This is a genomic window from Hyphobacterium sp. (assembly GCF_965229905.1).
In the GTDB taxonomy this organism is placed as follows: domain Bacteria; phylum Pseudomonadota; class Alphaproteobacteria; order Caulobacterales; family Maricaulaceae; genus Hyphobacterium.
This window is the reverse complement of the sequence record NZ_OZ245930.1, coordinates 2,658,533-2,683,676: the sequence shown is the minus strand read 5'-3', so window position 1 is coordinate 2,683,676 and position 25,144 is coordinate 2,658,533. Positions and strand designations below refer to the sequence as shown.

Genomic DNA, 25,144 nt, shown 5'->3' with positions numbered 1-25,144 from the left:
ATTTCAAGACGGTCCACAGACTAGCTGACAGACCCTCTGCAAATGTGACGCCGAAACGCGCGGCCTATTCCGGCGAATAGATTTCCGTGGCGCCAATAGCCGTGAACGGCGCGAAGAATCCGCCGCCGGCACCACCGCCAATAATCATCAGCTCGCCATTCAGGCTGACCGCTGCGGCATCCGTGCGCGGCGTTTGCAGCGGCGCATCCTCAATCCAGCTTCCGCGATCCGTATCGAGCCGCAGATGACTGGCAAGCGTCGCGTTGAGACCCTCGCTGCGCCCGCCCATGACATGGATCTCGCCATCAAGGACAGCGGCAGCATGACCTGCGCGCGGCGCCGGCAGGGCCGGACCGATCGTCCAATCGCCGCTTGCCGGATCGAAAATATCGACCCGGCCGGTGGTCGCGCCATCGTCGACACCGCCGATCATGTAGATGCGCCCGTTGAGCACGACCGAGGCCGCGCCGCGGCGGGCAATCTCGGCCGGAGCCGGCAGTATGTCCCAGAGCCGGTTCTCGGGATTGAAGACGAACACGCCGTCCAGCCCATCCTCGCCGCCGACGGCGTAGAGGCGGCCGTCCAGCGCCAGGAGTTGGAAAGACGCCTTCGGCCCCGGCATGGAGGTTTCGCGCAGCCAGCTGCCATCGGTCGGATCCATCGACCACATCTCGTTGCGCGGACCCAGCGGATCGACATCGAAGCGCACGAAATCGGGCGATTGCGCAAACTCATTGCCGCGGTTTTCGCCGGGATCGCCCAGCGCATATCCGCCAGCGGCATAGAGACGTCCATTGAGGGCCGCGAAGCCAAAACGCTCGAGCCCGCGCGGCAGGCCGCTCAACTCGCGCCATTGCATTGTCGAGGGATCGAACACTTCGACCGTATTATTGGGTTCCGTCAGCCCCGAACCGCCCGCGGCATAGACCCGGCCGTTCAGCTCGGCTGCCGCCAGTCCGGCGCGCGGATCGGGCAAGTTGGCCGAGGGCCGCCAGTATCCATCGGCGAAAGCGGCCGCCGCGCTCAACGTTCCAAGCAACAGCACACTGATGGCACGCCTGATCATGGTTCCACTCCTGCTTCCGCCCCGCCGCACACGTCTGAACTGGATTCATAGCAGGATGATGGCAGCCAATCCGAGAAACGCAAAGAAGCCGATCACATCGGTGACAGTGGTCACGAAGACAGAGGACGAGACCGCCGGGTCGGCGCCGAACCGGCGCAGCGCCAGCGGGACGGCAATGCCGGCCAGGCCCGCAAAAGCGAGATTGATCACCATCGCCAGTGCGATCACCCCGGCCAGCGTCCAGTTCTGGAACCAGACCGCCGCCACAAGCGCCATGACAATGGCGAAGATCACGCCATTGACGATCCCGGTCAGAATCTCGCGAACGATCACCCGGCGCGCATTGGCCGAGGTCAGATCGCGCGAGGCGATCGCCCGCACCGCTACCGCCAGCGACTGGGTGCCGGCATTGCCGCCCATTGACGCAACAATCGGCATCAGAACGGCCAGTGCGACGATCGCCGCCAGCGCGTCTTCGAACAGGGCGATCACCCCCGAGGCAAGAATGGCGGTCGCCAGATTGACCAGCAGCCAGGGTGCGCGCGAGCGTACCGAGTCGATAACCCCGTCCGACAGGCCGGCATCGTTCACCCCGGCCAGCGCCAGCAGGTCTTCCTTGTTCTCCTCCTGGATGACGTCGACCATGTCGTCGATCGTCAGCATACCGGTCAGCCGGCCGCCCTCATCGACCACCGGCGCCGAGAACAGGTGGTATTTCTCGAACAGATAAGCGGCCTCTTCCTGGTCGACATCCGGCGCGATCGTGACCCGCAGATCGCTCATCAGATCGGTCAGCTTCGTGGCGCGCCTCGACCGCATCAACTGGCTGACGGGCACCGCCCCTTTCGGCGCGAACGCCGCGTCGACGACGTAGACATCGAAGAACACATCCGGCAAGTCCTCGCCGGCCGCGCGCATGTGATCGATCGCATCGCCCACCGTCCAATGCTCCGGCGCCGCGACGAAGTCGCGCTGCATCAGGCGGCCGGCGGTCTCCTCTTCGTGCGCGAATTGCGATTCGAGCAGCGTCCGGTCTTCGTCCGGCACTTCCGAGAGCACCGCTTCGCGGACATGGTCATCAAGCTCCTCGAGCACCAGCGCGGCGTCGTCCGAATCGAGATCCTTGATCGCCTCGGCCAGTTGCTGCGGTTCGAGCACATCGGTGATGTCGTCGCGCAAATCCCACTGCAGCTCGGACAACAATTCGCCGGTGAACGCTTCCGGCGCCAGTTTCGCCGCCTGACGCACCTGTTCGATCGTCAGCTGCTCCAGAATATCGGCCGCATCGGCGGGGTGCAGATCCTCGATAATCGCGCGGATCGCCGCCCCGTCACGGTCGGCAATCGCGTCCGCCAGGCGCGCGACGGCAGCGACATCGGTATCGGCGGCGTTTGGCGCCTCTTCGGGTTCAAGTTCGGGAGCGACGTCGGTCATGGCGGGCCTCGATTGCACAGCGGCCCGCGAGCATAATCACACTCGCTTGAAAAGATCATCCATCAGAACGCGCTAGCCGGCGACTTTTACAGAGGCGGCACATTTTCGCGCACGTTCACGGGCATTTTCCACGGTGTCGCCATGGGCAATCGCAACGCCCATCCGCCGCCGGACGTAAGACACCGGCTTGCCGAACAGGCGCAGCTGGCTTCCGGGGATTTTCAGCGCATCGTCGATCCCCGAAAAGCGGACGCCCTCGGCATCCATCCCGCCATAAATCACCGCGCTCGCACCCGGGCGTGAAAGCGCGGTATCGACCGGAAGACCGAGAATGGCGCGCGCATGCAGCGCGAACTCGCTCTGGTCCTGGGTGCCCAGCGTCACCAGCCCGGTATCGTGCGGCCGCGGGCTGACTTCGGAAAACCAGACCTCATCGCCCTTCACGAACAGCTCCACACCGAACAGGCCGCGACCGCCCAGCGCATCGGTCACTTTCCGCGCCATATCCTGGGCGCGCTTGAGCGCGGCCTCGCTCATCGCCTGCGGCTGCCAGCTTTCGACATAATCGCCGCTCTCCTGGCGGTGGCCGATGGGCGCACAGAAATCCGTGCCGGCGGCATGGCGGACAGTCAGCAGCGTGATCTCATAATCGAAGTCAACCGCGCCTTCGACGATCACGCGGACCTGATTGGTTCGCCCCGCGGTCAGCGCATGATCCCACGCCGCAGCGATATCGTCGGCTGACTTAACAAAGCTCTGCCCCTTGCCGGAGGACGACATAACCGGTTTGACGAACACCGGATAACCCATGCGTCCGGCTTCACGCGCCAGCGTCTCGCCATCGCTGGCGAAAGCATAAGCGCTGGTTGGCAGACCCAGCTCCTCGGCCGCCAGCCGGCGTATCCCCTCGCGATTCATCGTCAATTGCGTGGCCCGCGCCGTGGGAATAACGGCAGCCAACCCATCGGCCTCGATCCGGCCCAGCTCGTCGGTCGCAATCGCCTCGATCTCGGGCACGATCAGGTCCGGCTGTTCGGCTTCGATGACTTTGCGCACCGCGGCGGCATCGGTCATGTCCAGAACGTGGGAGCGGTGCGCGACCTGCATGCCCGGCGCATTCGCATAGCGGTCGCAAGCGATCACCTCGACACCGAGACGCTGCAGCTCGATCACCACCTCCTTGCCGAGCTCCCCGGCGCCGAGAAACAGGACTTTCGTCGCGGATGGCGAAAGCGGTGTGCCGAGCGTGGTCATGAGCGCCTCATCGTTGGATTTCCGGGTCAAACCATTGACCAAATTGACAAATATCAACCCACCTACCGTAATTCGTCAAAATTCGCTATTCTGGCGACGGGTGGAGTGAGAATTCGCCTGACACGATCGCCAGGCGATTTGATCAGGGGAGAGAACCATGGACCGCAGGAAATTTCTATGCGGCACCGCCGCCGGCCTGGCGGCGGTGTCATCTGTTCCGCTTTGGGCGCAAGACGTACAGCGCGGACAACCACCACGTGTGCTGACATCCGTACAGGGACCTTATCAATTCCGGTTCCAGAGCGGCCTGAGCCAGGCGCTGGCCGAAGCGGCGTCGGCCCCTGGCACGCAACGGCGTGAAATCATCGAGCGCGCAGTACAATCCGTCGATGACGGCGAAGCCGTCCTTCGCCAACGCATCGCCGCGCGAGACAATGCGGATAACCCGGAATGGGTACGTGGCATCGCCAATGCAGTGTTCGAGCACCGCCGTGCCCGCAGATCGTTTCAGCGATGGTTTCCGCAACACGCGGACCGCAGCCTTGCGCGTGAACTCACCGATGTCCTCGTACACGGCAACGAGCATTTTACGCTGACCACCGTTTGGGCCTACGCGGCAGTCGGAACGGCATCGGGCATTATTTGGCAGGATATCGTGAACTCACTGTCCACAATCACGGATGGACGGGTCCAGCTGACTCGTGGCGCGAATATCGACTTCGACGGCGAAGTGACGGGCTCGGTGCGTTCGGCCCGCCAAGGCATCGTTGTCCATTTCACGCAAGCCGGCTCTGCCGTCCGGCGGCCGCCTCGAGACGAGAAGCCCTTGAGGTCACTGCAGAAAAGCGACCCTTGGAATACCGCCTACTACGTTCTGGGCGGTGCGGCAGCTGGCGCCACTCTGGGCACGGCGCTTGAGGCCGGCGTTCCGGGTCCGCTGACTGCGGCCGGCGCCATAATCGGCGGGCTCATCGGATTGGGCGCGGCCATTGAAGGCGATGGCGGCGGTGACGAGGGCGGTGAAGAAGGCGGCGGCGACGGTGATGCCAGCAATGCCAGCGGTGGCGGGACCAGCGTTTGGGATGGCAATGGCGAATGCCCGCCGGAAAGCCAGCCCTGGGTCTTGTGCTGACTCCCCGAGCTTGCCTCTGGTACAGCGTGCGGTTCGATCATGCTGATCGGTGCCCTGTCCTGAAGTAACAGGGATGGTGCGGCCGAGAAGACTCGAACTTCCACGGGTTTTACCCCACAGCGACCTCAACGCTGCGCGTCTACCAGTTCCGCCACGGCCGCATCCCTGGAAGGCGCGCGGGATAGCAGGCCCGACTGGAAATGTGAAGCCGCCTTGTGCGGGAATATCAGGCCGCTTTGGGGACGAAGTCGTTGACGTCGGCCGGTCCGAGAATGGTAACGGTCACGCGGTCGCCCTCGATGACGATCTCGCCGCGCGCGATCGGGTGGCCATTGGCCAGAATCCAGACCGGTTCCTCTTCCTTGCAGTGCAGCGGAATCACGGCACCGCGGCCCATGCGCAGGAATTGCGCGATCGGCATGGCGGACTGCCCCAGCACCACCGAAAGTTCGACCTTCACCGACCCCAACTGACTCAAGGCTTTACTCCTGTCCGCGCTTGAAACATCCAAGCCCGCGCCCGATGGTGAGTCATGCGCCTTTCCGGCGGGTTAAGGACGATGAAAAGATGAGCCGAATTCTCACAGAATGGGCGGTTTCCGAGGGGCCTGTACCCTATCCGCAAGCCGTGGCCTTCATGGAGGATCGGGCCGCGGCGATTGCCGCCGGCCAAGCCGACGAGCTGGTTTGGATGCTCGAGCATCCGCCGCTCTACACGGCCGGCACCAGTTCCAAACACGAAGATCTGAAGGATCCCGACCGGTTTCCGGTATTTAAAACCGGCCGCGGCGGCGAATACACTTATCACGGCCCCGGCCAGCGCGTCGGCTATGTTATGCTCGATCTGACGAAGCGCGGCCGCGATGCCCGGAAGTTTGTGCGCGGACTTGAAGACTGGATCATTGGCGCGCTGGGCGAGTTCGGGATCGAAGGTGACCGCCGCTGCGAACGCGTCGGCGTCTGGGTCGAGCGCCCCGACAAGGGCGACGGCCATGAAGACAAGATTGCCGCCATTGGCGTGCGCCTGCGGCGTTGGGTGTCGTTTCACGGCATCGCCTTCAACGTCGCGCCCGATCTCACCCATTTCGACGGCATTACACCATGCGGCATTGCCGATCCGCGCTATGGCGTCACCAGCCTCGCCGATCTTGGCAAAGAGAAAAGCCTGGCCGAGACCGACCAGGCTTTCCGTACATCATTCGAGCGGGTATTCGGGCCCGTCCGGACGGTCGAGCCACCTCGCCTGCCGTCAAACGGCTAGGTTTTATCGCTCGGCGGATTCTCCGGACCGTCCGCATTTCCCGGTTCCGGCTCCGGTGCCGGTTTGGGTGCCGGTGACGGCGCAGCGGGCGCAGCCGGCGTGACCGTCTCGGCCGCGGTCGGCGATTCTACCACACCCGGCGGCGGACCGAAGCGGTTGGCGCCCGGATCGCCGGCCGAAATACCGACCCAGATCGTGTAGACAATCCAGATCAGGAAGCCGAGACCGGCGACCAGAATCAGGCTGCCGGACGCCCCCAGGATCGCCGCAATATTGGGCTCACCACTACTGCCGCCCGCGCTGATCGCGGCCAGGATTGCACCCCCCGCCAGGATGAATCCGATGATGCCCAGCCCGAACTGCATCAGCCAGACGAGGCCGTGAATCCAGGCGGTCTTGCCGGCGTCGTGCAGGCGTTTTCCGTAAACGCATATCCCGACATAGATCAGGCCCAGCCAGATGATCGTTCCGATGAAAGGCAACCAGGTCAGCAGCAGATTGGCGCCGACAATGATCAGGATTCCGATCCAGTACTCCTGCTGGCCGATTCGGCCATTCGGGCTGAAAAGCACATGCGTCAAATTCATACTTGCGTCCCCCTGCAGATGATCAGTTGAGCGGATTTATGGATGCGGCGTCAGCGACGGGTGCGCCATAAGAATTCGGTGCCGGATCCGACTTCACCACCTGGTTCACGATGAAAGCAGCACCGAACTGGACGATGGCGGCAATGATGATTCCCGCCAGAACAGAGGTGAAGGTCACCGACGTCGCCATGCCATTGGCCGATGCCGACATGGCGGATCCCATCAGGAACGGCAGCATCAGCGCGGCCAATACCAGGTTGGCGACGATCATGCCGCCGAGCACGGCCAGCGTCCAGATGGCCGGCTTGCCGCCATCATGAAACCGCTTCGCATAGATGCAAAACATCGGATAGAGCAGCGCCAGGGCGAGGATACCGATAAACGGTATGGCCAGCGTCAACAGCTGGAGGATGGCGTTCACGATGAAGATGATGAGGGTCCCCTGCATCAGCGACATCGGCCCGATCCGGCCCTCGAACGTCAGAAGTAGATTTTGAAGTCTAGCGGTATCCATGGACTTGGCCTCCCCTGCCAGAGATGAGGTCGTTAACCTGAAAGGGGAGACGCAAGCCTGTCAATCACTTATCAGGAGAAAATCTATTCAGCCGGTTCCGCCTTCATTGACATGAACCATAGGCTGAACAGCCCGGTGACGATCCAGAAACCGGCAAACCCGCCCCAAACGGCCGGCCGGACCATATCCAGGGCCATTTCCGGACGCTCCTCGATCCACGCCTGGAATTCAGCCTGGAAGCTGGGGTCCTGAGCGACCGTCTGGAAATCCCGGCCGACGCTCTCGGCGTATTCGCCCATCAGGCCAAACGAACCGATCATCAACAGAACGAAAAAGCCGATCCCGCTGACCACCACGGCCAGAATCACTGGCAAGAGGAACAGCATCACGCCTTCGCCGGCATCGCGGCGGCGATTGATGAACAGGAAGGAGACGAAGACGATCATCGCGGCGGAAAGCGCCATCGAAATGTAGCCGAAGGTCTCCCCTGCCCCGCTCGGATCCAGCGTCAGACCGTACCAGGTCTTGGCCGCGTCCAGCACGGCCAGCAGCAACAGACCGGTCAGGAATGCCATCGGCGTGGCACGCGCGACGGGCGTAATAATGGCGAGTGGATTCATGAAGGATTCCCCTGTCTCAAATTGGTGTCCTGGTGCTGCCTTAAGGAGCGTGACGCCTCATGGGTAGCGGGACCGTACCACGGTTTTTCCCGCCTATTCGAATTCCACCAGCAATTCGTCCGCCGAAACCGACTGTCCCGCTTCGACCGCAATGGTTTTGATCACACCGTCCATCTCGGCACGGATCACATTCTCCATCTTCATGGCTTCGACCACGACCAGGGGTTCGCCGGCCTTCACATCCTGCCCGGCTTCGGCCTCCAGCTTGACCACCAGCCCCGGCATCGGGCTGGTCACCTGCTTCGCCGAAGCGCCGACATCCTTTTCCGGCAGCAGGGCGTGCAACTCGGCCGAACGATGGGTGGCAACGATGGCCGTTGTCGTGAAACCGCGGTGACGAAGCCGGTATCCCTCGGTCAGGTTCTTGAATTCGACGGCAAAATGCTCGCCATCGATCATGCCCTCGAAGACGTGCTCGCCAGGATGCCAGGCGCTCTCGAACTCCGCCGCCTTGCCGCCAAGTTCCGGCATCCAGACTTTGGCCGGGGTGCCGCCGCCGATCGCGGCATCCGGCAGGTCCATCTCGACCGCGATCCGCTCGCCTTCCATCAGCACGTCCCACTCCTCGGCATGGACTCGCGGCGCCGGCGTCAGGCGCCCGCTCGTGCGCCCCGCGCGGCGAGTATAGACGGTATGGATAAAAGCCGCCGTGCCCGCGACAACCTTGGTCTGGAAGTCCGTCGGCTCGGTCCCGGTAAACCCGTCTGGAAACTTCTCGGCGATATAACCGGTGTGAATCTCGCCTTTACGGAAATCCTCTTCCTCCAGACAGGCTGCAAGAAAGGGCGTATTCGGCTGCAGGCCTTCAACGTGATAGCGGTCCAGCCCTTCCAGCAGCGTTTCAATGGCGATTTCACGGGTTTTTCCGTGAGCAATAACCTTGGCGATCATCGGATCGTAGAAAAGCGAGATTTCATCGCCCTCGCGCACGCCGGAATCGATCCGCAAGACACCCTCGCCCAGCGGTCCTTCCGCCGGCTCCGTATAGCATTTCAGCCGCCCGATGGACGGCAGAAAGCCGCGATACGGATCCTCGGCATAAAGCCGCGCCTCAACCGCCCAGCCACTGATCTTGATGTCACGCTGGCGCAATTCCAGCGGCTCGCCGGCGGCGATCCGGATCATTTGCTCGACCAGGTCGATACCGTGCGTCAGCTCGGTCACCGGGTGTTCGACCTGCAGCCGCGTATTCATCTCCAGAAAGTAGAAATGCTTGTCCTCGTCGACGATGAATTCGACCGTGCCGGCACTGTCATAATCAACCGCTTTGGCCAAAGCGACGGCTTGCGCACCCATGGCCTCGCGGGTTGCCTTGTCGAGGAAGGGCGACGGCGCCTCTTCCAGGACTTTTTGATTGCGCCGTTGCACCGAGCATTCGCGCTCATTGAAATGAACCACATTGCCATGCCGGTCACCGAGCACCTGGATTTCGATATGGCGCGGCCGCTCGACAAACTTCTCGATGAAAATGCGCTCATCGCCGAAGGACGAGCGCGCCTCATTGCGCGCCGACTGAAACCCGTCCCGCGATTCGCTGTCGGAATAGGCAATCCGCATGCCCTTGCCACCACCGCCAGCAGACGCCTTGATCATCACCGGATAGCCGATTTCCGAGGAGATTTTCACCGCCTCGTCGGCATCCTCGATCAGCCCCAAATGGCCAGGCACCGTGTTGACGTCGGCTTCGGCGGCGAATTTCTTCGACGTGATCTTGTCGCCCATCGCCTCAATCGCGTGGGCATTCGGCCCGATCCACTCAACGCCCGCCTCCTTCAGAGCGATCGGGAAATTCGGATTCTCCGAGAGAAAGCCGAAACCGGGGTGCACCGCCTCGGCGCCGGTTTCTTTGGCCGCCGCAATGATCTTGTCGATCCGCAGATAACTCTCGCCGGGCGCCGGCGGTCCGATGAACACCGCCTCGTCAGCCATGTCGACGGCCTTCGATCCGGCATCGGCCTCGGAATAGACGGCGACGGTCTGAATGCCCAGCCGCTGGCAGGTCTTGATGACGCGCACCGCGATCTCGCCGCGGTTGGCGATCAGTATCTTGTCGAACATGAAGGCCCTTTATCCTTGCCCCAGAGAAAGGCTTTTGTTCCGTTTACCGTGCTTGGTGCGCAAGGAGCAAGGACGCAGGCTAGTCGGCACCGTCGCGCATGCGGTCAAGCCAGTCCATCTCCATCGAACGCATGCGGCCGATGACCGCCACCAGGAAGGCCGTCGACCAGCCGATCAGCAAAAATCCGTTGAGACCCTCAAGCGCGCCGAGCAACCGCCATTCATTCTCGATCGCGACATCGCCGAATCCGACGGTCGTGAAAGCCGAGGTCGAGTAGTAGAGCGCGGCCTCCATGGTCGGAAAAACATCGAGCAGCCGGTAGCTGACCCCGTAGATCAGGATTTCGACACCGTGAATGACCACCAGACCGAGCACGATGATCAGGGTAAAGACACCCTGCCTGACACGTGATCTGAATGGCCGGATTCGCCGGGAACGCGCTTGCAGAAAGGACATCAGCGCCAACAGGCCGACCATGTGGATGGCCACGGTGAGCGTAATCAGAACAATGGCAACCAAGAGCGATTCCAGCATCGAAAGCAGCTTAGACCGCTTCCCATCTTCCCCGATAGGGATAAGTTGACGCGCAAATCAGGGAAGCTCCATGTCTCATCCGGTCCACAAATACTCCTCGCTCGCGCGGCCCGTCGAACCGCAATACCCGTCAAATCTCGCAGTCATAATCCTCCTGCCGGTGATTGCCGTTAGCCTGTTCCTCTGGCTGGCGCTGACTGGCGCGGATATGGTCGACGCTGGAACGGCGGCATTGCTCGGCATGCTCGGCGCATTTTTGAGCTGGGCGCTCGGCCGCGAAATGGATCCCGACCACAATGCGACCGCGTTCATCGCGATGGCGCTGACGGTCCTTGCGGTCGCGCTGGGGTATTCGCTCGACCTCTTGAGCCTGGCCGCGCTGTTGTTCGCGGTGCGGGTGATCAGCCGCACCGTCGGTCCGCCCGCCAAAATCGGCGATCTGGTGGCGCTGGTCTTGTTGAGCCTGGGTGCGGCCATCGTGGATAACGCCTGGTGGATACCGTTGCTTGGGGCGCTTGCCCTGGTCATCGACGAGGTCTTCGAACGCGGCACCCTGATCCAGCGCCTGGCCATTCCGGCGTTGGCGGCAACAGGTATTATCATATTTATTTCAGGCGGTTATGGCGGATTTGAGGCGCTCGGCACCCTGATCCGCGGCTGGGTCGTGGCGGTCGTGGTGATCACCATTCTGGTCGCCATCAACATTCCCAACACCGAGGATATCCGCTCCAATATGGACGTGCTCGGATCGCCCTGCGACCGGCGCCGCGTCCAGCTCGGCATGGCTATGATCCTCTTCGGCGGGCTGGCAAGCCTGCTCGGCGGCCAGGCCGGATTGACCGGCGCCCTCGGCATTTGGGCGGTGCTCGCGGCCAGCCTTGCCGGCCGCAATATCACGCTGCAGAAATCGGAGACCGCCTAGCGGCCGGCCCAGGCCATGCCGTCGGGCTCGTCGCCTGTCTCGATCCTATCGATCACCGTACGCGACGCCACATCGATCACCGTGACGAAATCGTCTTGCGTGTTGGCAACAAAGGCGCGCTCGCCATCCGGCGAGATCAGAATGCCGATCGGCACGGCGCCAACTTCGATTGAGGCCAGCAATTCGCGGCTTTCCGCATGGAACACAGCCACAGTGCCCGTGGTTGCATTTGAAACAAAGACTTCAGAACCATCCGGCGTGAACTTGGCGCGGATCGGGAATCCGCCGCCGGAAGGTATCGTCTCCAAAACGGTGTCGGTCCCGGCATCAATGATGGAAATGCTGTCGGCGCCGCGATTGGTGACCCAGACCTCGGTGCCGTCCGGCGACACATCTATGCCTTCGGCCCCTGCCGCGGTCGGAACGGTCGTCACGGAATTCGTGCCGCGATCAATTACTGTTACAGATCCCGATCCGATATTGGCGATATAGAGTTTGGCCCCGTCCGGTGTCGGGACGAGCTGGTGCGAGACTTGCTGGCCGGTCTCCCAGACATTCGTGATCTCGCCGGTCACCGTGGACAGCTCGATAACGGTGCCGGTGGTCTCGGTGGTCGCCCAGACGAGCGAGCCGTCGGCGGATACCCAGATCCCGTGCGGCCCGCGATTGCCGGCCAGGTCCCAGACGGCGGTGCGTTCCGCGCTGTCGAGATCGACGACCGAAATCGTCGTCCCTTGGGCGCCGCCATAGTCCGAGACGTAGGCCGTGGCACCGTCCGGCGACACATAGACTTCATGCGGATTGCCGCCGACGCCGACATCGCCGGCGCGCTCGTAGGACGCGGCATCCAGGATGGAAATCGTGTCATCGCCCTTGTTGACAATGACAATCTGGTCGTCGGCCAAAGCGCCCGTCGCGCTCGCGATGGCGGCCAGTCCGGCATAGGTGAGTTTCATGGCGGTGCTCCCCGTCTGTGTTGACGGTTCAGGTGTGGTCGCGAGGTGCCGATTGCAAGAGATTGAAGATTACCGTTTGGCCAGCTGCCGCGGATCACGTATTCTGGCCGCATGAACACGATGGCCCTGTCCGATGCGATCAGCCGCGAGGAATTGCGGGATTTGTCCCGGCCGAGCGACGTGCGCGGCGTGTGGATGCTCGCGGGCGACTTCGCGCTGGTCATCGCCGCTTTCGCGCTGGCGATCCTCTCGCCCTGGTTCGCGCCGCTCTCGATCCTGATCCTCGCCGGACGCCAGCTCGCCTTCGCCATCGTCATGCATGACTGCGCGCACCGCTCGCTCTTCCGCACGGGCTGGCTCAACGAGTTCGCCGGCAAATGGATCGGTGGGGCAGCGATCGATGCGCCCTTCCTCGCCTATCGCGATTATCACCTGAAACACCACAAATATGCCGGCACGCCGGACGATCCCGACCATGTCCTGGTCGAAGGCTATCCGGTCACAAAAGACAGTCTGCGGCGCAAATTCGTCCGCGATTTCACCGGGCAGACCTTCCTCAAGGAAATCGCTTTCGCTTGGAAAGACGCGACCTTCGCCGGCAAGCTTCCCTTCCTCGTATTCCAGGCGGTGATGATCGGCGCGCTGGCACTTGCCGGTGCGGTCTGGGCGATCTCGCTCTGGTGGGCGGCGCGCATCTTCGTCTTCCCGGCGATCATGCGGCTGCGCAATATCGGCGAGCACGGCGTCGCCATGGACCGCTACGATCCCGAGCCGCGGCGCAACACCCATACCACCAAGGCGAACTGGCTCGAGCGCCTGCTCGTCGCGCCCAATCACGTTCACTACCACCTCGAACACCACATGTTCGCCGCCGTCCCGCCCTATCATCTGCCGCACCTCCACCGGACGCTGTCCGCGCGGGGATATTTCGATGGGTTTGACTGCGTCAGCCCGGGCTATGGGACGGTGATCCGCAAGGCGGTGCGCTCATAGCGCTGTTGATTGGTCGGATAACTCTCCGGGGCCTTCGGGCTTGACCCGAAGGTCCATCAATAAACTAATGATTGCATGCCCTCCTATGCCTACATCCTGGCGTCGAAACCCTATGGCACGCTCTATGTCGGCTCAACCGGCGACATTGCGCGCCGCGTCTGGGAACATCGCAACGGCGAAGGCTCGGTTTTCTGCAAGAAATACAAGGTTTTCATACTCGTTTATTTCGAGCAGTTCGACACGACACAGGAGGCGATTGGCTGTGAGCGCCGCTGGAAGAAATGGAAGCGTGACTGGAAGATCGACCTCGTCAACGCACGCAATCCAGAATGGCGCGATTGGTATGAAGAATTGCAGAACTGGGTTTGATCAACACTTTCCGGGTTGCCCGGCTTCTAGCCGGGTACCCATCACCCCAAAATCGATGGATGCCCGGGTCAAGCCCGGGCACCCCGGCGAGAGGCGTTCAAACGTCTTGAATCGATTCCGGGTCCCTCGGACTTGATCCGAGGGTCCATCCATTCGATAGATTCTGCATGGACATAATTTCTCTGCTAACCGCCTTTGGATTGGGGTCGATCGTCACAGCGCTGGTTCAGACCTACCTAAATCGGCGCTCAAAAATTGAAGATCGAAATTTCGAAGAACGAAAATTAGCATATATCGGCCTACTTCAGGCTTATCACCGGGCAGCTGTCGAGAATTCGCCGGAGGCGAGCAAAGAGTTTGCCTACTGGCAAATGCGATGCGAACTCGTTTCCCCTTCCGAAGTCCGGGATGCTATTCAAGCAATTGTCGACACAAACGAAACGCCCAAAGAACGGCAAGTTGCTCACAACGCACTTAAAAGCGCGCTGAGAGATGATCTAGGCGTATCAATTTGAGTATCCCTAAAGCGGAATATTATCGTGCTTTTTCCAGGGATTCTCGGCCTTCTTGTTGGCGAGGGTCTTGAGCGCCTTGATCAGCCGGCGGCGCGTATTGCGCGGCTGGATGACGTCGTCGATATAGCCGCGGCCCGCTGCGACGAACGGGTTGGCGAAGCGGTCCTCGTATTCTTTGACGTGCTCGGCCATCGCTTCCTCATTTCCGAGATCGCCGCGATGAATGATCTCGGCCGCGCCCTTGGCGCCCATCACCGCGATCTCCGCCGTCGGCCAGGCATAGTTCACATCGCCGCGGAGATGCTTTGAACTCATCACGTCATAGGCGCCGCCATAAGCCTTGCGCGTGATCACGGTGAGCTTGGGCACCGTCGCCTCGGCATAGGCGAACAACAGTTTCGCGCCATGCTTGATGAGGCCGCCATACTCCTGCTTCGTCCCCGGCAGGAAGCCCGGCACGTCGACGAAGGTGACAATCGGGATGTTGAAGGCATCGCAAAAGCGCACGAAGCGCGCGCCCTTGCGGCTGGCATCAATGTCCAGCACGCCGGCGAGCGACATGGGCTGGTTGGCGACAAAGCCCACCGGCTGGCCGTCGAGCCGGCCGAAGCCGACCACGATGTTCTTGCCGAAATCCGGCGCGATCTCGAAGAAATCGCCCTCGTCCGCCGTCTTCTCGATAAGCTCAACAATGTCATAGGGCTTGTTGGGATTGGGCGGCACTAGAGTGTCGAGGCTGGGCTCGGACCGGTCCGGCATGTCGTATGTCGGTCGCGTGGGCGGCTTTTCGCGGTTCGACAGCGGCAAGAAGTCGATCAGCCGGCGCATCTGCACCAGCGCTTCGAGATCATTGTTGAACGCCCCGTCGGCGACGCCGGACTTCTTGGCGTGCACCGAAGCGCCGCCGAGATCCTCATGGCTGACTTCCTCGTTCGTGACGGTCTTCACCACGTCCGGCCCGGTCACATACATGTAGGAGGTGTCGCGCACCATGAAGATGAAATCGGTGATCGCCGGCGAATAGACATCGCCGCCCGCGCACGGCCCCATGATGACGGAGATCTGCGGCACCACTCCGGAGGCCAGCGTGTTCTGCAAGAAGATGTCGGCATAGCCGGCGAGCGAGGCGACGCCCTCCTGGATGCGCGCACCGCCGGCATCGAAAATACCGATCACCGGCGCGCCATTCTGGATGGCGGCCTTCTGGATCTTGACGATTTTCTGCGCATGCGTTTCGGACAACGACCCGCCGAAGACCGTGAAATCCTTGGAAAAAAGATAGACCAACCGACCATTGATCGTGCCATGCCCGGTCACCACGCCATCGCCGGGGATCTTCTTGTCCGCCATGCCGAAATCGGTGCAGCGGTGCTCGACGAACATTTCCCACTCTTCAAACGAGCCTTCATCGAGCAGCAATTCGATCCGCTCGCGCGCCGACAGCTTGCCCTTTTCGTGCTGCTTCGCGATGCGTTCGGCGCCACCGCCCTGGCGAGCACGCTCGCGCCGGTTTTCCAGCTCGTCCAGAATGTCCTGCATGAAAGCCCCTCTTGGCGTGTTCGCGATTGCCGACAGTTAGCACCGTCGCGGCGGCAAGGGCAATTTGTTGGCGCGGCTACAGAGCCTTAAGCATGGCATCGATCGCCAAGCATTCCCCCTTCAGCCGCGCCGCGCGGGCCACAGCTTCGGCATCTTCGCCCCAGTGCGCGGCTTGGAAGTCCTCGTCGACCCGGCTGGCCGCAAACACGTCCTCGGCAGACGCCCGGCCCTCGACCAAGGCGAACCCCAGCACCGCAGACGTCGTCAGCGCCGTCGCCTGTCCGAGCGCGGTGAGCCGCCAAACGTCATAGCCCAAAGCCTTGGATTTCAGCGCATTCATCGCCTGCGGCGTGGTTTCCGCCGGCATGATCCCGGTCACGGCCGGCAGCTTTGCCTCCAGCACCGTTTCCGCCCAGTCGAGATAGGGATTCCAAATCTCGGCCTGCCGCCGGACTAGCTCGGCATCCTCGCCGCGATGCCGGAGGAGGTCCGTACCTGCATATTTCAGCACTTCGGCAATGATGGCGTCGCGATTGCCCGTTGCGCTGTCGATCGCGCCATGAGCCAGGCGGGTGACCGGCATGGTGAAAGGGTCAATCCGTTCGCCCTGGTCATCCCATTCCGCCGCCATCAGCTCTGCCAGTTCCCGCGTCGGTGCGACCAGCGCGTGCTTCATCGGCGTGCGTATGCCGCGCCCGTCAAGCTGCACTGTCCAGCCCCCGTCGGTTTCCACAACGCTGACCGCTTTGTAAAACCGCTTCGGCAGGCTGTCCTCGCGTGATGGCAGGCGGACGCCCTCTTTCATGCCTTCGCTCACGCCGCCACCTCGCCGCGTCCAAAAGCGCTGAGTTCTCGACCCAGGCAATCGAAGTCATCGTGTACGCTGTGCGCACCGGCGCCCGACAACTCTGCCGCCGTATGGAATCCCCAGGCCACGCCCGCAGCCCGGACGCGCGCGTTCAGCGCCATTTGAATATCGTGCGAGGAATCACCGATCATGATCGTCCGGTGCAGCTCGGTGCCAGTCTCGTGCATCGCGTCCAGAACCATTCGGGGGTTGGGCTTGCCCGGGCCTGTACAGCTGGTGTTTAGCGTCACAAACAGATCGGTCATTCCGTGCGCCGCCAGGACATGATCAAGTCCGCGCCGCGGCTTGCCCGTCGCAACGCCTAGAAGCCATCCTTCCCGATCCAGCTGTTCGAGCAATTCCCGCGCACCGGGATAGAGGCCCTCCGTATGCGTCCCGTCCGCCCGATTGCGCACGAAGATTTCCCGGAAATCATTGCCAATTTTCACGGCGCCGTCTGGCGGATAGTCGGGCGGCAGCAGCATAGGGATGGCTTCGAACAACTCGATCCCCACAATCTGCCGCACCTGTTCATAGGTACACCCGTCCAGCCCGTTCTTGCGAAACGCCTCGTCCATCGACACGGCAATGAGCTGACGGGAATCCACTAGCGTCCCGTCCAAATCGAACAGAGCGAGCTTTAATTCGCTCATGCCAGCCGCTCCGCAATCTCGTCTTCATCCGCATGACCGAGTTCGAATCCCAACGCTTTAAACGTCTTCGCCATGTGCTCCGGCAAAGGCGCCTCCAGCACCAGAGGTCGCTTGCCGACAGGCAAAACCAAGCGGCGGGCGTGCAGATGCAGCTTGCCCGAGAGGTTTTCCGGCTCTGGCCGGTCGCTCGTATACTTCCGGTCACCCAGAATGGCGTGGCCCATGATCGCCGCATGGACACGCAATTGGTGCGTCCGGCCGGTTACCGGCCGCATGGCGACCCAGCTCGCCCGCTGCCCCGCTTCGGCCACCACGGTATAACGCGTCAGGGCATGCTGCGCGCCCGCCTCGCCATGATCCGCCGGCATCATCTGTTCGCGGCCATGAGCCCCGCCGGTATCCTTTTTGAGGAACCCTTTGACCTCCCCGGTCTTGGGCTTCGGCACGCCGGCGACAATCGCCCAATAGGTCTTTTCAGATTCCCGGGCCGCAAACGCTTTGGCCAGCTTGGCGGCGGCCGCAGGTGTCTTCGCCGTCACCAGCACACCCGACGTGTCGCGGTCGAGCCGGTGAACGAGTTTCGGCTTCCGCTCGCCCTTGCCGAACGCGGCCAGCAGCCCGTCGACATGGCGCGTCGTCTTGGATCCACCCTGAACGGCCAGCCCGGGAGGCTTGTTGAAGGCGATGATGTCATCATCCTCATAGATCACGAGAGAACGAATGAAGTCGGCATCCACGCGATTAACCGCTGGTTCCGGCTTGCGGTCCTCCGGTTCCGGGAGCGGCGGAATTCGGACACACTGCCCGGCCTCGACGCGTGTGTCCGCCTTGGCACGTCCGCCATCAATGCGGATCTCGCCCTTGCGCAGAGCTTTCTGGAGGCGGCCATTGGGAACATGCGGAAACTTCCGCTTGAACCATTTGTCGAGGCGCGCGCCCGCCTCGCCAGGTTGCACGGTCAGGGTCTGGACGCCGCTCATGCAAAAACCTTTCGCGCCAGCACAATGCCGGCGAACAGGGCCAATATCGACAGTACAACCGATCCAGAGACGTAAATCAGCGCGTCCAGCCATTGACGCCGTTCGACCATGACAATCGCATCGAGCGAGAACGCCGAGAAGGTCGTAAATCCGCCTAGCAGCCCAACTGCAAAAAAGGCACGCAATTCATTGGCATCCGCGCGACCCGCCTGCGCAAGCCAGCCAACAAAGCCACCCATCACAAGCCCGCCGAGCACATTGACGGTAAACGTGCCCCAAGGCCAGTCCGGCCCGACGGAACGCAGAAAAGCCTGCCCCGTCAAATGACGGCCCACCGCGCCTAGGGCACCGCCCGCAGCGATCAAAAGAAGGTTGCTCATGGGGGCGGGGGATATGGGAGTTGGCGGGACGGTGCAAGCGCACCGCATCCATGCATTTCTGCATAGCGGTCGTGCCGCAATAGCAATTGTGCATCCATTCGAGCGACTTAAGTCATCTCTTGTCTGACGGACACACCGTCCGGCCAAAAACAAGAAGGATAAAAGTTATGGATCGATTGAGCGCAACCCTTACCGCCGTTCTGCAATTCGGCCTCGTCGTCGCCGTTTTTGGCGGCATGGCCGCCGCCGTATTGCCGACACTGGCATAGAGAACAAAACGGGGAGCGAAAGCTCCCCGTTACGATTCAGGCTTCGGCTTTGCCGCGCAGCGCCATCCAAAGCATCAGCAGTGTGGCCAGGATGACAAGACCTGCGCTAACGCCGAGCATCGGCCCAAGCGCCTCTGCATCACCCCCGCCGTAAAGCGCGAAAAGTCCGTAGACCATCACACCTGTGCCTCCATGGTGCAGGATCAGCTGTATCCAAGCCAACAGGCCGGATCCGACGCGCCAGACGCGGTTGATGATGGCCCACAGGACCGGTAGCACACCGCCAACCAGCATGATGTGCGCATGCGTCGGCATCTGCCCGTGATCGCCGGTCCGCCCCATTTGTTCGCCCAGCACCATTCCGCCGAGTAGCCAGAGAATACCCAGCACCAAGTGAATCTTCGCAACATTCATGGAATATCTCCCCTCATCCCGAAGAGAGTCCTACTGCCCTAACTGCTCATTTCAAAACGAAAATTTACGGCTCAATGACGCGAACAGCGTAGTATTCCTGCGTCCATAGCGTATAAAGTAGCCAAACCGGTACGCCGGTTGTTTCACGCAGATACTCCGCCTGCGAGGCGTGAATCCGCCAAGCACGGATCTTCAGCGATGCATCGGCATCCAGCGCGAAATCGGGATCGGGTTGCAAGTCTGCGACCCGCGCATACCGTTCACCGCCGAAGCGCCGCGATCCGGGACGCGAATTCAGGGTATAGGCGAGCGTCACAGACTCTTCCCGGCGCGAGGCATATTGCTGCGTCGCTGTCAGCGCAGCGCGCCCCATCGCCATGTGGTCGGGATGCAGTGACACGCCGCTCGGCGGGTGGAAAGCGACGACAGCTTCCGGCTGCAGGCGCTCGAATTCTTCAACGAGGCGTGCCGCCAGGGCCTGATCACTCATCGCTTCCGGCACGCCGCCATCGGGCAAACCCAGCACCACCTGTTCGTCGAGACCCAAGGCAAACCCATGCTGGCGTAACTCACCTTCACGCACGAGGCCGAGATGCTCTTGCGCGACAATTTCCGGATACTGCGTGCCCGCCTCACCGCGCGTGGCCGTGATCGTGGCCACGAATGCGCCCTCTGCCACCGCCCGGCTGATCAGCTCGGTGGCGGTGATTTCGTCATCGGGGTGGGCGAACACGAGAACGACGCGCTGCGCATTCAGGGTTTCGGTGACGCTGCCGACCGTCTCGACGCCCGTCTCGGCGAACAAGGATCGTCCCAACCAGAGCGCCGCCTGGGAGCCGATGAGCAGGACAATGGCGAAGACGATTAAGCCGAACAAAATCTGCCGCATTGCCCGCATCTCCATTACACGCATAATCTAAAGAGCTGAGTATAGCGCAATTTGGAACGGACCAACGCTCTTGCTTTTGGCAATTCCCCTGTTCGCGGCTTTTGCGCATGTGACGGCGAGCACCGATGACATTTCCGGCATGCCAGAAAGTGTCGTTCATTCTGAAAATTTGCGCGAGGGCCGTCAGCTCGCCGCCGAAATTGCCGCGATTTATTGGCAGTACGAGGAATTCGCTGAGATCATCCTTGAGAGCGAAGCCGAAAGGGCTTTCATCTCCAACATTGCTGCTGCTTACGGTCCGCCGTATCCAGCTAATCTCGCGGATAGAATCGTAGATCTGAATGCTGAGATGACCCAGCACAGGCGTGATGCCGCAGAACGACATGACTTAGTCGAACTTCTCACGCGAGCCCCAGGAACGGCAAATATTGTCGCGCGATATGTGCGCTGGGGTGCCAGTATCGAGACAGCAGAGCAACTGCTTGACATCATGGCACCGGATGTCGGCCGCGGCGGATTACATCCACTTATGTTCGAATCGGTCATGGCCGGCTTGATTGACAGGCGACAGACCACCCCTGCGGACCAGGCGTCTTCCGCAACCAGACCGATTGATGAGGACGCGCTTATCTCATTCGAAATTCGCTACACGACCTGGATCGATAACGTTAGATTGATGGGCCGATTGGAAGGCCGCGATCTCCTGACCCGAAGCTTGATCGTCGGCCAGTTCGGCAGCGATCTTTCACCCGGTGTTCGGGCGTCTCTCATTGAAGCCAATCGCGCGCTCATGGACCCGATTGACGCGGCGAACTCAGCGGTCGCGATGACGCTTGTTGAACAGCATGGATTTGCGACCATCCACGCGGATGCACCCATTTTGGCAGGGCTGATCGTTTCAATCATCCAGCACGCCACGCTTTCAGAGCAACGCGCGATTCTGGCAGAAATCGAGCCCTTGGCCCTATCAGGCGCGTTTGACGGCCAGCGTTATGCACTCATGTATGACCGCGTCGCAGAAGCCGAACAGCGACCGCAACGCTATGGCACGCAGGACTCTTGCATCGACGACCGGCGCCAAATTTATCAACTGGAGAATCCAAGCCTTGTTGATATCCGTCGCGCTGAGATGGGATTGGGGCCGCTTGATGATTACTGGTCCATTTTAATCGACCAGTACGGCGAAGACTGTTAGCCCCGCCGCCTCGCTCTCAATTCCCGCCATTTCGCCAGCCGTTCGCCGATTGCCGCTTCGCGGCCCCGGTCCGTGGGTTCGTAGAAGACCGGCCGGTCCGTCATCTCGTCGGGGAAATAGTCCTGACCGGAAATCCCGTCTTCTGTATTGTGATCGTATTCATAGCCTGCGCCATAGCCCTCATCCTTCATCAGACGCGTGGGAGCGTTCAGGATGTGTTTCGGCGGCGCAAGGCTGCCGCTGTCCTTCGCGGCGCTCCTGGCTGCCTTGTAGGCCGAATAAACCGCATTCGACTTCGGCGCGCAGGCAAGATGCACGACGGCCTGCGCCAGCGCCAGCTCACCCTCGGGCGATCCCAGGAAGTCATACGTGTCCTTCGCGGCCAGCGCCGCATGGATCGCGGTCGGATCGGCAAGTCCGATATCCTCGTTCGCCATGCGCACGATACGCCGTGCCAGGAAGAGCGGGTCTTCGCCGCCCTCCAGCATCCGCGCCAGCCAATACAGAGCTGCATCCGGATTCGAACCGCGCACCGATTTGTGCAGCGCGGAAATGAGATTGTAATGCTCATCCCGATCACGATCGTAAACGGGGGCGCGGCGCTGCAGGTAGGTGGCCAGGTCCGCTGGCTCCAGCGGCTTGTCCCGGGTCAGCGCGAATAGCTCCTCGACAAGGTTCAGAAGGTAGCGGCCATCGCCATTTGCCAGATCAAGCAGGGCTGTCCTGGCCACAGGCGTAACAGGCAGCGGCCGGCCGACATCCTTTTCGGCGCGCGCCGCCAGCAATTCGAGACTTTCCGCTTCCAGGCGTTTCAGAACCAGCACCTGTGCCCGCGACAACAGGGCGGCATTGAGCTCGAAACTCGGATTCTCTGTCGTCGCCCCTACCAGCGTAATGACCCCTTCTTCAACGACCGGCAGGAAGCCATCCTGCTGCGCCCGATTGAAGCGATGGATCTCGTCGACAAAGAGCAGCGTGCCGCGGCCCGCCTGGCGCCGCGCCCGGGCGCGTTCAAATGCTTTCTTGAGATCGGCCACGCCGGAAAACACCGCCGACAGGGGTTCGAACTCGAGCCCTGACTCATCGGCCAGCAGTCGCGCAATCGTCGTCTTGCCGACGCCCGGCGGGCCCCAAAGAATAATGGAGGCAAAGCGCTTCTGCGCGCGCATCCGCGCGATCGGCCCCTCCCCTTTCAGCAAATGGTCCTGCCCGACGACCTCGTCGAGCGTGCGCGGGCGCAACCGATCAGCCAGCGGGCGCGGCGCCGTGTCTTCCAAACCGGCGGCTTCGAATAATGAACTCATGGGTATAACCTATGACGCAACAGGGAGGGACGCACCATGAAGAAAACGGTCGCGCCATATTTGAGCGTCAGAAACGGTGCTGCAGCGATTGACTTCTACAAGGCGGCCTTCGCGGCCGACGAACTCGAGCGTTATGATTTCGAGGGAAAGATCGGGCATGCGACCTTGCGGATTAACGATCACGTCTTGATGCTGGCGGACGAATTCCCGGAAATGGAGAGCATGACCGGCAATGTCGCCCCGGATACGCTGGGCGGGCGCACGACGTTTACCATCAATCTGACGGTTGACGATGCCGACGCCTGGTTCGGGCGCGCGATCAAGGCCGGGGCGACCGAAATCCGGCCGGTAACAGATGAATTCTATGGCCGTCACGGCAAGCTGCGCGACCCATTCGGCCATGTCTGGAGCATTGTGACGCTCAATGACGAGCATCAACGCTAGAGCTGAAGGGTACGCTCCAGCAGCCGGCCGCGGCGTTCAATCGCGATCGGCCAGGACTTGAGATCGTCCTGCCCGTCGATAAGGCTTTCAACGTCGCCGATCTCTTCCACACGCGCGCCTAGCAATTCGAGCACCCGGTCGCCTGGCCGGAAGCCGAAATAATCGGCAGCAGAACCGCGCTGCACGTTCATCACTACAACGCCGCGCGCGAAGGGATCGAAACCAACCGCCTCGTTGAATGCTGGCGACAATTCCACGAGCTCCACACCGGCCAACGGATTGCGGCCATCGATCAGACGGCGCAGCGGGTCCGTCGATCCAGGCGCCTGGGAAACCGGCACGGCAACAGAAATCTCGTCGCCGTCGCGCAGCACGCGGAAGCGCGATTCAGCTCCTACGGCATTGATCGCGTAGCGGAAACGCGCGCCGGGCTCATCATTCACCTCGACGCCGTCGATCGCCAGGATGATGTCGCCGGCCGCCAATCCGGCCCGATCGGCCGCAGCATCGGGATAGATATCGGCCACTAGCGCACCTTGTGGCCGGTCAAGCCCGAGCGAAGCAGCAATATCGCCGGTTACGGTCTGCAAGCGAGCCCCCAGCCAGGGCTGAACCAATTCGCCCTCGGTCAGCGCGGCATCGACAACGCGGCGCACCATTTCAACCGGAATCGCAAAGCCAATCCCGTTCGACCCACCCGAACGCGAATAGATGGCCGAATTCACGCCAATGAGATTGCCGTCCATGTCGATCAGCGCACCGCCGGAATTGCCCGGATTAATAGCGGCGTCGGTCTGGATGAAGAATGCGAAATCGGTGACACCGACTTCGGTCCGTGCCAGCGCGGAGACAATACCGGAGGTCACCGTCTGGCCGACGCCAAACGGATTGCCGATGGCCAGCACCAGATCGCCGACCTCGGCCATGCCCGGCTGGGCCAGCGTCAGCGCCGGCAACGGTGTGTCGGTTTCGATTCGCAGGACGGCAAGATCCGTGCGCTCATCGGCCACTAATACCTCGGCCTCGAACTCGCGGCGATCATTGAGTACGACCCGCAGCTGATCGGCGCCCGCCACGACATGGTTGTTGGTCACGATGACCCCGGTTGAATCAACGATAACGCCGGAGCCGAGCGAGCCCTGCTGACGCGGACCCTGGCGGCCGAAAAAGCGCTCGAAAAACGGATCCATGTTCCGCTGCACGGTGCGGGTAGTGTAGATATTCACTACCGCCGGCGCAGTGTCACGGACGACAGGCGCAAAAGACAATTGCATTTCGGCCCGGCTCTCGGGCACTTCGCGGAAGCTGTCATCGGCGAGTGTTTCTGCTTGCAGCGCCACGTCCGGTTCGGGCATGTCGAGCACATCATCCTGAGCCTGGCAGGCCGACGTCATGAAGGCGGCCAAGCAAAGGGCCGAAAGCGCGAAACGGGTCATCTCATCCTCCGGGCACGTTTACTGGTTTCTAGATAGGAAAAAGGCGGCCTCCCGCAAAGAAGCCGCCCTGTCCTGAATTCGCGATGAATTGCAGATTACTCTTCAGCAAATTCGTCCATCTCGGCCAAGCGGGCCCGGTCGGCCGCGCCGCGGGCTTCCGGGTCGCGGTCCACCAGCTCGATCACAGCGAGCGGCGCATTGTCGCCGTGACGGAAACCGGCCTTGAGCACGCGCGTGTAACCGCCATTGCGCTCGGAGTAGCGCGGGCCGAGCGTCTCAAACAGCTTACCGACCTGTTCGATATTGCGGACTTTCGAAATCGCCTGACGGCGAGCGTGTAGATCGCCCCGCTTGGCCAGCGTAATCAGCTTGTCCATGAAGGGCTTCAGCTCTTTCGCCTTCGGCAGCGTAGTGACGATCTGCTCATGCTCAATGAGCGACGCCGCCATGTTGGCGAACATGGCCTTGCGGTGCGAAGTGGTGCGACCGAGCTTGCGGTGTGCGATGCCGTGGCGCATG

The 25,144-nt window shown here is 61.7% G+C and carries 28 protein-coding genes and 1 tRNA gene; 8 read left to right on the top strand and 21 right to left on the bottom strand.

From position 1 onward, the window contains the following. Positions 1-64 precede the first annotated feature (64 nt). From ACO08C_RS13495 to purT, 3 genes are all read right to left on the bottom strand, one after another. The gene (locus tag ACO08C_RS13495) at positions 65-1,066 is read right to left on the bottom strand and encodes a Kelch repeat-containing protein (protein ID WP_421786298.1); all 1,002 of its coding nucleotides are present in this window, start codon (positions 1,064-1,066) and stop codon (positions 65-67) included. Positions 1,067-1,111: 45 nt separating this feature from the next. Next, the gene (gene mgtE / locus ACO08C_RS13490; RefSeq protein WP_421786297.1) at positions 1,112-2,500 is read right to left on the bottom strand and encodes a magnesium transporter; all 1,389 of its coding nucleotides are present in this window, start codon (positions 2,498-2,500) and stop codon (positions 1,112-1,114) included. A gap of 72 nt (positions 2,501-2,572) precedes the next feature. After that, positions 2,573-3,754: a formate-dependent phosphoribosylglycinamide formyltransferase gene (purT, locus tag ACO08C_RS13485; RefSeq protein ID WP_421786295.1), complete on the bottom strand. Its 1,182-nt coding sequence runs from the start codon at positions 3,752-3,754 to the stop codon at positions 2,573-2,575. Positions 3,755-3,911: 157 nt separating this feature from the next. On the opposite strand from purT, the gene ACO08C_RS13480 reads away from it, so the two are divergent. Further along, entirely contained in the window at positions 3,912-4,886 is a 975-nt protein-coding gene (locus tag ACO08C_RS13480) for a hypothetical protein (protein WP_421786294.1), read from the top strand. Between the two features lie 74 nt (positions 4,887-4,960). Here the strand turns inward: ACO08C_RS13480 and ACO08C_RS13475 are convergent. Together ACO08C_RS13475 and ACO08C_RS13470 are read right to left on the bottom strand one after the other, a co-directional pair. After that, positions 4,961-5,047, bottom strand: a tRNA-Leu gene (locus ACO08C_RS13475). A gap of 65 nt (positions 5,048-5,112) precedes the next feature. After that, positions 5,113-5,364: a FliM/FliN family flagellar motor switch protein gene (locus ACO08C_RS13470; protein WP_421786293.1), complete on the bottom strand. Its 252-nt coding sequence runs from the start codon at positions 5,362-5,364 to the stop codon at positions 5,113-5,115. An 89-nt stretch (positions 5,365-5,453) separates the two neighbouring features. On the opposite strand from ACO08C_RS13470, the gene lipB reads away from it, so the two are divergent. Then, positions 5,454-6,146: a lipoyl(octanoyl) transferase LipB gene (gene lipB / locus ACO08C_RS13465; RefSeq protein ID WP_421786292.1), complete on the top strand. Its 693-nt coding sequence runs from the start codon at positions 5,454-5,456 to the stop codon at positions 6,144-6,146. On the opposite strand, the gene ACO08C_RS13460 is transcribed toward lipB, so the two are convergent. The 5 genes from ACO08C_RS13460 to ACO08C_RS13440 form a co-directional block, all read right to left on the bottom strand. Continuing rightward, positions 6,143-6,733 (bottom strand): DUF805 domain-containing protein, encoded by a 591-nt coding sequence (locus ACO08C_RS13460; protein WP_421786290.1) that lies wholly within the window; start codon positions 6,731-6,733, stop codon positions 6,143-6,145. The genes lipB and ACO08C_RS13460 overlap by 4 nt on opposite strands. Positions 6,734-6,755: 22 nt before the next feature. Further along, positions 6,756-7,247 (bottom strand): DUF805 domain-containing protein, encoded by a 492-nt coding sequence (locus tag ACO08C_RS13455; protein ID WP_421786289.1) that lies wholly within the window; start codon positions 7,245-7,247, stop codon positions 6,756-6,758. An 83-nt stretch (positions 7,248-7,330) separates the two neighbouring features. After that, positions 7,331-7,867, bottom strand: coding sequence for a hypothetical protein (locus ACO08C_RS13450; RefSeq protein WP_421786288.1), 537 nt, complete (start codon positions 7,865-7,867; stop codon positions 7,331-7,333). Between the two features lie 93 nt (positions 7,868-7,960). Beyond that, entirely contained in the window at positions 7,961-9,985 is a 2,025-nt protein-coding gene (locus ACO08C_RS13445) for an acetyl-CoA carboxylase biotin carboxylase subunit (RefSeq protein ID WP_421786287.1), read from the bottom strand. Positions 9,986-10,064: 79 nt separating this feature from the next. Next, positions 10,065-10,520: an ion channel gene (locus ACO08C_RS13440; protein ID WP_421786286.1), complete on the bottom strand. Its 456-nt coding sequence runs from the start codon at positions 10,518-10,520 to the stop codon at positions 10,065-10,067. A gap of 70 nt (positions 10,521-10,590) precedes the next feature. Between ACO08C_RS13440 and ACO08C_RS13435 the strand changes: the two genes are divergently transcribed. After that, positions 10,591-11,442 carry a hypothetical protein gene (locus ACO08C_RS13435; protein ID WP_421786285.1) on the top strand — a complete coding sequence of 284 codons (852 nt, stop codon included), beginning with the start codon at positions 10,591-10,593 and terminating at the stop codon, positions 11,440-11,442. On the opposite strand, the gene ACO08C_RS13430 is transcribed toward ACO08C_RS13435, so the two are convergent. Continuing rightward, entirely contained in the window at positions 11,439-12,398 is a 960-nt protein-coding gene (locus ACO08C_RS13430) for a YncE family protein (protein ID WP_421786284.1), read from the bottom strand. The two genes, ACO08C_RS13435 and ACO08C_RS13430, sit on opposite strands and share 4 nt — an antisense overlap. Before the next feature lie 111 nt (positions 12,399-12,509). On the opposite strand from ACO08C_RS13430, the gene ACO08C_RS13425 reads away from it, so the two are divergent. The 3 genes from ACO08C_RS13425 (at position 12,510) to ACO08C_RS13415 (ending at position 14,275) form a co-directional block, all read left to right on the top strand. Next, complete coding sequence (locus ACO08C_RS13425) at positions 12,510-13,391, top strand: fatty acid desaturase family protein (protein ID WP_421786283.1); 882 nt, start codon at positions 12,510-12,512, stop codon at positions 13,389-13,391. Positions 13,392-13,466: 75 nt separating this feature from the next. Beyond that, positions 13,467-13,760: a GIY-YIG nuclease family protein gene (locus tag ACO08C_RS13420; RefSeq protein ID WP_421786281.1), complete on the top strand. Its 294-nt coding sequence runs from the start codon at positions 13,467-13,469 to the stop codon at positions 13,758-13,760. Positions 13,761-13,927: 167 nt separating this feature from the next. Beyond that, positions 13,928-14,275 (top strand): hypothetical protein, encoded by a 348-nt coding sequence (locus ACO08C_RS13415; RefSeq protein WP_421786279.1) that lies wholly within the window; start codon positions 13,928-13,930, stop codon positions 14,273-14,275. A gap of 6 nt (positions 14,276-14,281) precedes the next feature. Here the strand turns inward: ACO08C_RS13415 and ACO08C_RS13410 are convergent, their stop codons facing one another. The 7 genes from ACO08C_RS13410 to ACO08C_RS13380 all read right to left on the bottom strand — a co-directional run bounded on the left by ACO08C_RS13410 (position 14,282) and on the right by ACO08C_RS13380 (position 20,246). Next, on the bottom strand, positions 14,282-15,814 hold the full coding sequence (locus ACO08C_RS13410) for an acyl-CoA carboxylase subunit beta (protein ID WP_421786277.1): 1,533 nt from the start codon (positions 15,812-15,814) through the stop codon (positions 14,282-14,284). 76 nt (positions 15,815-15,890) lie between these two features. Next, positions 15,891-16,619, bottom strand: coding sequence for an ATP12 family chaperone protein (locus ACO08C_RS13405; protein WP_421786276.1), 729 nt, complete (start codon positions 16,617-16,619; stop codon positions 15,891-15,893). A gap of 8 nt (positions 16,620-16,627) precedes the next feature. Then, the gene (locus tag ACO08C_RS13400) at positions 16,628-17,314 is read right to left on the bottom strand and encodes an HAD-IA family hydrolase (protein ID WP_421786275.1); all 687 of its coding nucleotides are present in this window, start codon (positions 17,312-17,314) and stop codon (positions 16,628-16,630) included. Then, on the bottom strand, positions 17,311-18,294 hold the full coding sequence (locus ACO08C_RS13395; RefSeq protein ID WP_421786274.1) for an RluA family pseudouridine synthase: 984 nt from the start codon (positions 18,292-18,294) through the stop codon (positions 17,311-17,313). The genes ACO08C_RS13400 and ACO08C_RS13395 overlap by 4 nt, the downstream gene beginning before the upstream one ends. After that, positions 18,291-18,674 (bottom strand): fluoride efflux transporter CrcB, encoded by a 384-nt coding sequence (crcB, locus tag ACO08C_RS13390; protein ID WP_421786273.1) that lies wholly within the window; start codon positions 18,672-18,674, stop codon positions 18,291-18,293. The genes ACO08C_RS13395 and crcB overlap by 4 nt, the downstream gene beginning before the upstream one ends. A 305-nt stretch (positions 18,675-18,979) precedes the next feature. Continuing rightward, positions 18,980-19,357, bottom strand: a complete 378-nt coding sequence (locus tag ACO08C_RS13385) for a TonB-dependent receptor (RefSeq protein ID WP_421786272.1) — start codon at positions 19,355-19,357, stop codon at positions 18,980-18,982. A 64-nt stretch (positions 19,358-19,421) separates the two neighbouring features. Next, positions 19,422-20,246 carry a PIG-L deacetylase family protein gene (locus ACO08C_RS13380; RefSeq protein ID WP_421786271.1) on the bottom strand — a complete coding sequence of 275 codons (825 nt, stop codon included), beginning with the start codon at positions 20,244-20,246 and terminating at the stop codon, positions 19,422-19,424. A 70-nt stretch (positions 20,247-20,316) separates the two neighbouring features. On the opposite strand from ACO08C_RS13380, the gene ACO08C_RS13375 reads away from it, so the two are divergent. Beyond that, on the top strand, positions 20,317-21,441 hold the full coding sequence (locus ACO08C_RS13375) for a DUF6624 domain-containing protein (RefSeq protein WP_421786269.1): 1,125 nt from the start codon (positions 20,317-20,319) through the stop codon (positions 21,439-21,441). On the opposite strand, the gene ACO08C_RS13370 is transcribed toward ACO08C_RS13375, so the two are convergent. Beyond that, positions 21,438-22,745, bottom strand: a complete 1,308-nt coding sequence (locus ACO08C_RS13370) for a replication-associated recombination protein A (RefSeq protein ID WP_421786267.1) — start codon at positions 22,743-22,745, stop codon at positions 21,438-21,440. The genes ACO08C_RS13375 and ACO08C_RS13370 overlap by 4 nt on opposite strands. Positions 22,746-22,781: 36 nt before the next feature. Here ACO08C_RS13370 and ACO08C_RS13365 point away from each other — a divergent pair, with 36 nt between their 5' ends. Further along, positions 22,782-23,189: a VOC family protein gene (locus ACO08C_RS13365; RefSeq protein ID WP_421786266.1), complete on the top strand. Its 408-nt coding sequence runs from the start codon at positions 22,782-22,784 to the stop codon at positions 23,187-23,189. Here ACO08C_RS13365 and ACO08C_RS13360 read toward each other — a convergent pair. Both ACO08C_RS13360 and rplQ read right to left on the bottom strand, forming a co-directional pair. After that, on the bottom strand, positions 23,186-24,625 hold the full coding sequence (locus tag ACO08C_RS13360) for a Do family serine endopeptidase (protein ID WP_421786265.1): 1,440 nt from the start codon (positions 24,623-24,625) through the stop codon (positions 23,186-23,188). The genes ACO08C_RS13365 and ACO08C_RS13360 overlap by 4 nt on opposite strands. Before the next feature lie 95 nt (positions 24,626-24,720). Then, entirely contained in the window at positions 24,721-25,143 is a 423-nt protein-coding gene (rplQ, locus tag ACO08C_RS13355; protein WP_421786264.1) for a 50S ribosomal protein L17, read from the bottom strand. Position 25,144 lies beyond the last annotated feature (1 nt).

Excerpts from the sequence above, each read along its gene's own strand:
- ACO08C_RS13495 (WP_421786298.1), bottom strand. The coding sequence starts at position 1,066 with ATGATCAGGCGTGCCATCAGTGTGCTGTTGCTTGGAACGTTGAGCGCG.
- mgtE (WP_421786297.1), bottom strand. The coding sequence starts at position 2,500 with ATGACCGACGTCGCTCCCGAACTTGAACCCGAAGAGGCGCCAAACGCC.
- purT (WP_421786295.1), bottom strand. The coding sequence starts at position 3,754 with ATGACCACGCTCGGCACACCGCTTTCGCCATCCGCGACGAAAGTCCTG.
- ACO08C_RS13480 (WP_421786294.1), top strand. The coding sequence starts at position 3,912 with ATGGACCGCAGGAAATTTCTATGCGGCACCGCCGCCGGCCTGGCGGCG.
- lipB (WP_421786292.1), top strand. The coding sequence starts at position 5,454 with ATGAGCCGAATTCTCACAGAATGGGCGGTTTCCGAGGGGCCTGTACCC.
- ACO08C_RS13460 (WP_421786290.1), bottom strand. The coding sequence starts at position 6,733 with ATGAATTTGACGCATGTGCTTTTCAGCCCGAATGGCCGAATCGGCCAG.
- ACO08C_RS13455 (WP_421786289.1), bottom strand. The coding sequence starts at position 7,247 with ATGGATACCGCTAGACTTCAAAATCTACTTCTGACGTTCGAGGGCCGG.
- ACO08C_RS13450 (WP_421786288.1), bottom strand. The coding sequence starts at position 7,867 with ATGAATCCACTCGCCATTATTACGCCCGTCGCGCGTGCCACGCCGATG.
- ACO08C_RS13445 (WP_421786287.1), bottom strand. The coding sequence starts at position 9,985 with ATGTTCGACAAGATACTGATCGCCAACCGCGGCGAGATCGCGGTGCGC.
- ACO08C_RS13440 (WP_421786286.1), bottom strand. The coding sequence starts at position 10,520 with ATGCTGGAATCGCTCTTGGTTGCCATTGTTCTGATTACGCTCACCGTG.
- ACO08C_RS13435 (WP_421786285.1), top strand. The coding sequence starts at position 10,591 with ATGTCTCATCCGGTCCACAAATACTCCTCGCTCGCGCGGCCCGTCGAA.
- ACO08C_RS13430 (WP_421786284.1), bottom strand. The coding sequence starts at position 12,398 with ATGAAACTCACCTATGCCGGACTGGCCGCCATCGCGAGCGCGACGGGC.
- ACO08C_RS13425 (WP_421786283.1), top strand. The coding sequence starts at position 12,510 with ATGAACACGATGGCCCTGTCCGATGCGATCAGCCGCGAGGAATTGCGG.
- ACO08C_RS13420 (WP_421786281.1), top strand. The coding sequence starts at position 13,467 with ATGCCCTCCTATGCCTACATCCTGGCGTCGAAACCCTATGGCACGCTC.
- ACO08C_RS13415 (WP_421786279.1), top strand. The coding sequence starts at position 13,928 with ATGGACATAATTTCTCTGCTAACCGCCTTTGGATTGGGGTCGATCGTC.
- ACO08C_RS13410 (WP_421786277.1), bottom strand. The coding sequence starts at position 15,814 with ATGCAGGACATTCTGGACGAGCTGGAAAACCGGCGCGAGCGTGCTCGC.
- ACO08C_RS13405 (WP_421786276.1), bottom strand. The coding sequence starts at position 16,619 with ATGAAAGAGGGCGTCCGCCTGCCATCACGCGAGGACAGCCTGCCGAAG.
- ACO08C_RS13400 (WP_421786275.1), bottom strand. The coding sequence starts at position 17,314 with ATGAGCGAATTAAAGCTCGCTCTGTTCGATTTGGACGGGACGCTAGTG.
- ACO08C_RS13395 (WP_421786274.1), bottom strand. The coding sequence starts at position 18,294 with ATGAGCGGCGTCCAGACCCTGACCGTGCAACCTGGCGAGGCGGGCGCG.
- crcB (WP_421786273.1), bottom strand. The coding sequence starts at position 18,674 with ATGAGCAACCTTCTTTTGATCGCTGCGGGCGGTGCCCTAGGCGCGGTG.
- ACO08C_RS13385 (WP_421786272.1), bottom strand. The coding sequence starts at position 19,357 with ATGAATGTTGCGAAGATTCACTTGGTGCTGGGTATTCTCTGGCTACTC.
- ACO08C_RS13380 (WP_421786271.1), bottom strand. The coding sequence starts at position 20,246 with ATGCGGCAGATTTTGTTCGGCTTAATCGTCTTCGCCATTGTCCTGCTC.
- ACO08C_RS13370 (WP_421786267.1), bottom strand. The coding sequence starts at position 22,745 with ATGAGTTCATTATTCGAAGCCGCCGGTTTGGAAGACACGGCGCCGCGC.
- ACO08C_RS13365 (WP_421786266.1), top strand. The coding sequence starts at position 22,782 with ATGAAGAAAACGGTCGCGCCATATTTGAGCGTCAGAAACGGTGCTGCA.
- ACO08C_RS13360 (WP_421786265.1), bottom strand. The coding sequence starts at position 24,625 with ATGACCCGTTTCGCGCTTTCGGCCCTTTGCTTGGCCGCCTTCATGACG.
- rplQ (WP_421786264.1), bottom strand. The coding sequence starts at position 25,143 with ATGCGCCACGGCATCGCACACCGCAAGCTCGGTCGCACCACTTCGCAC.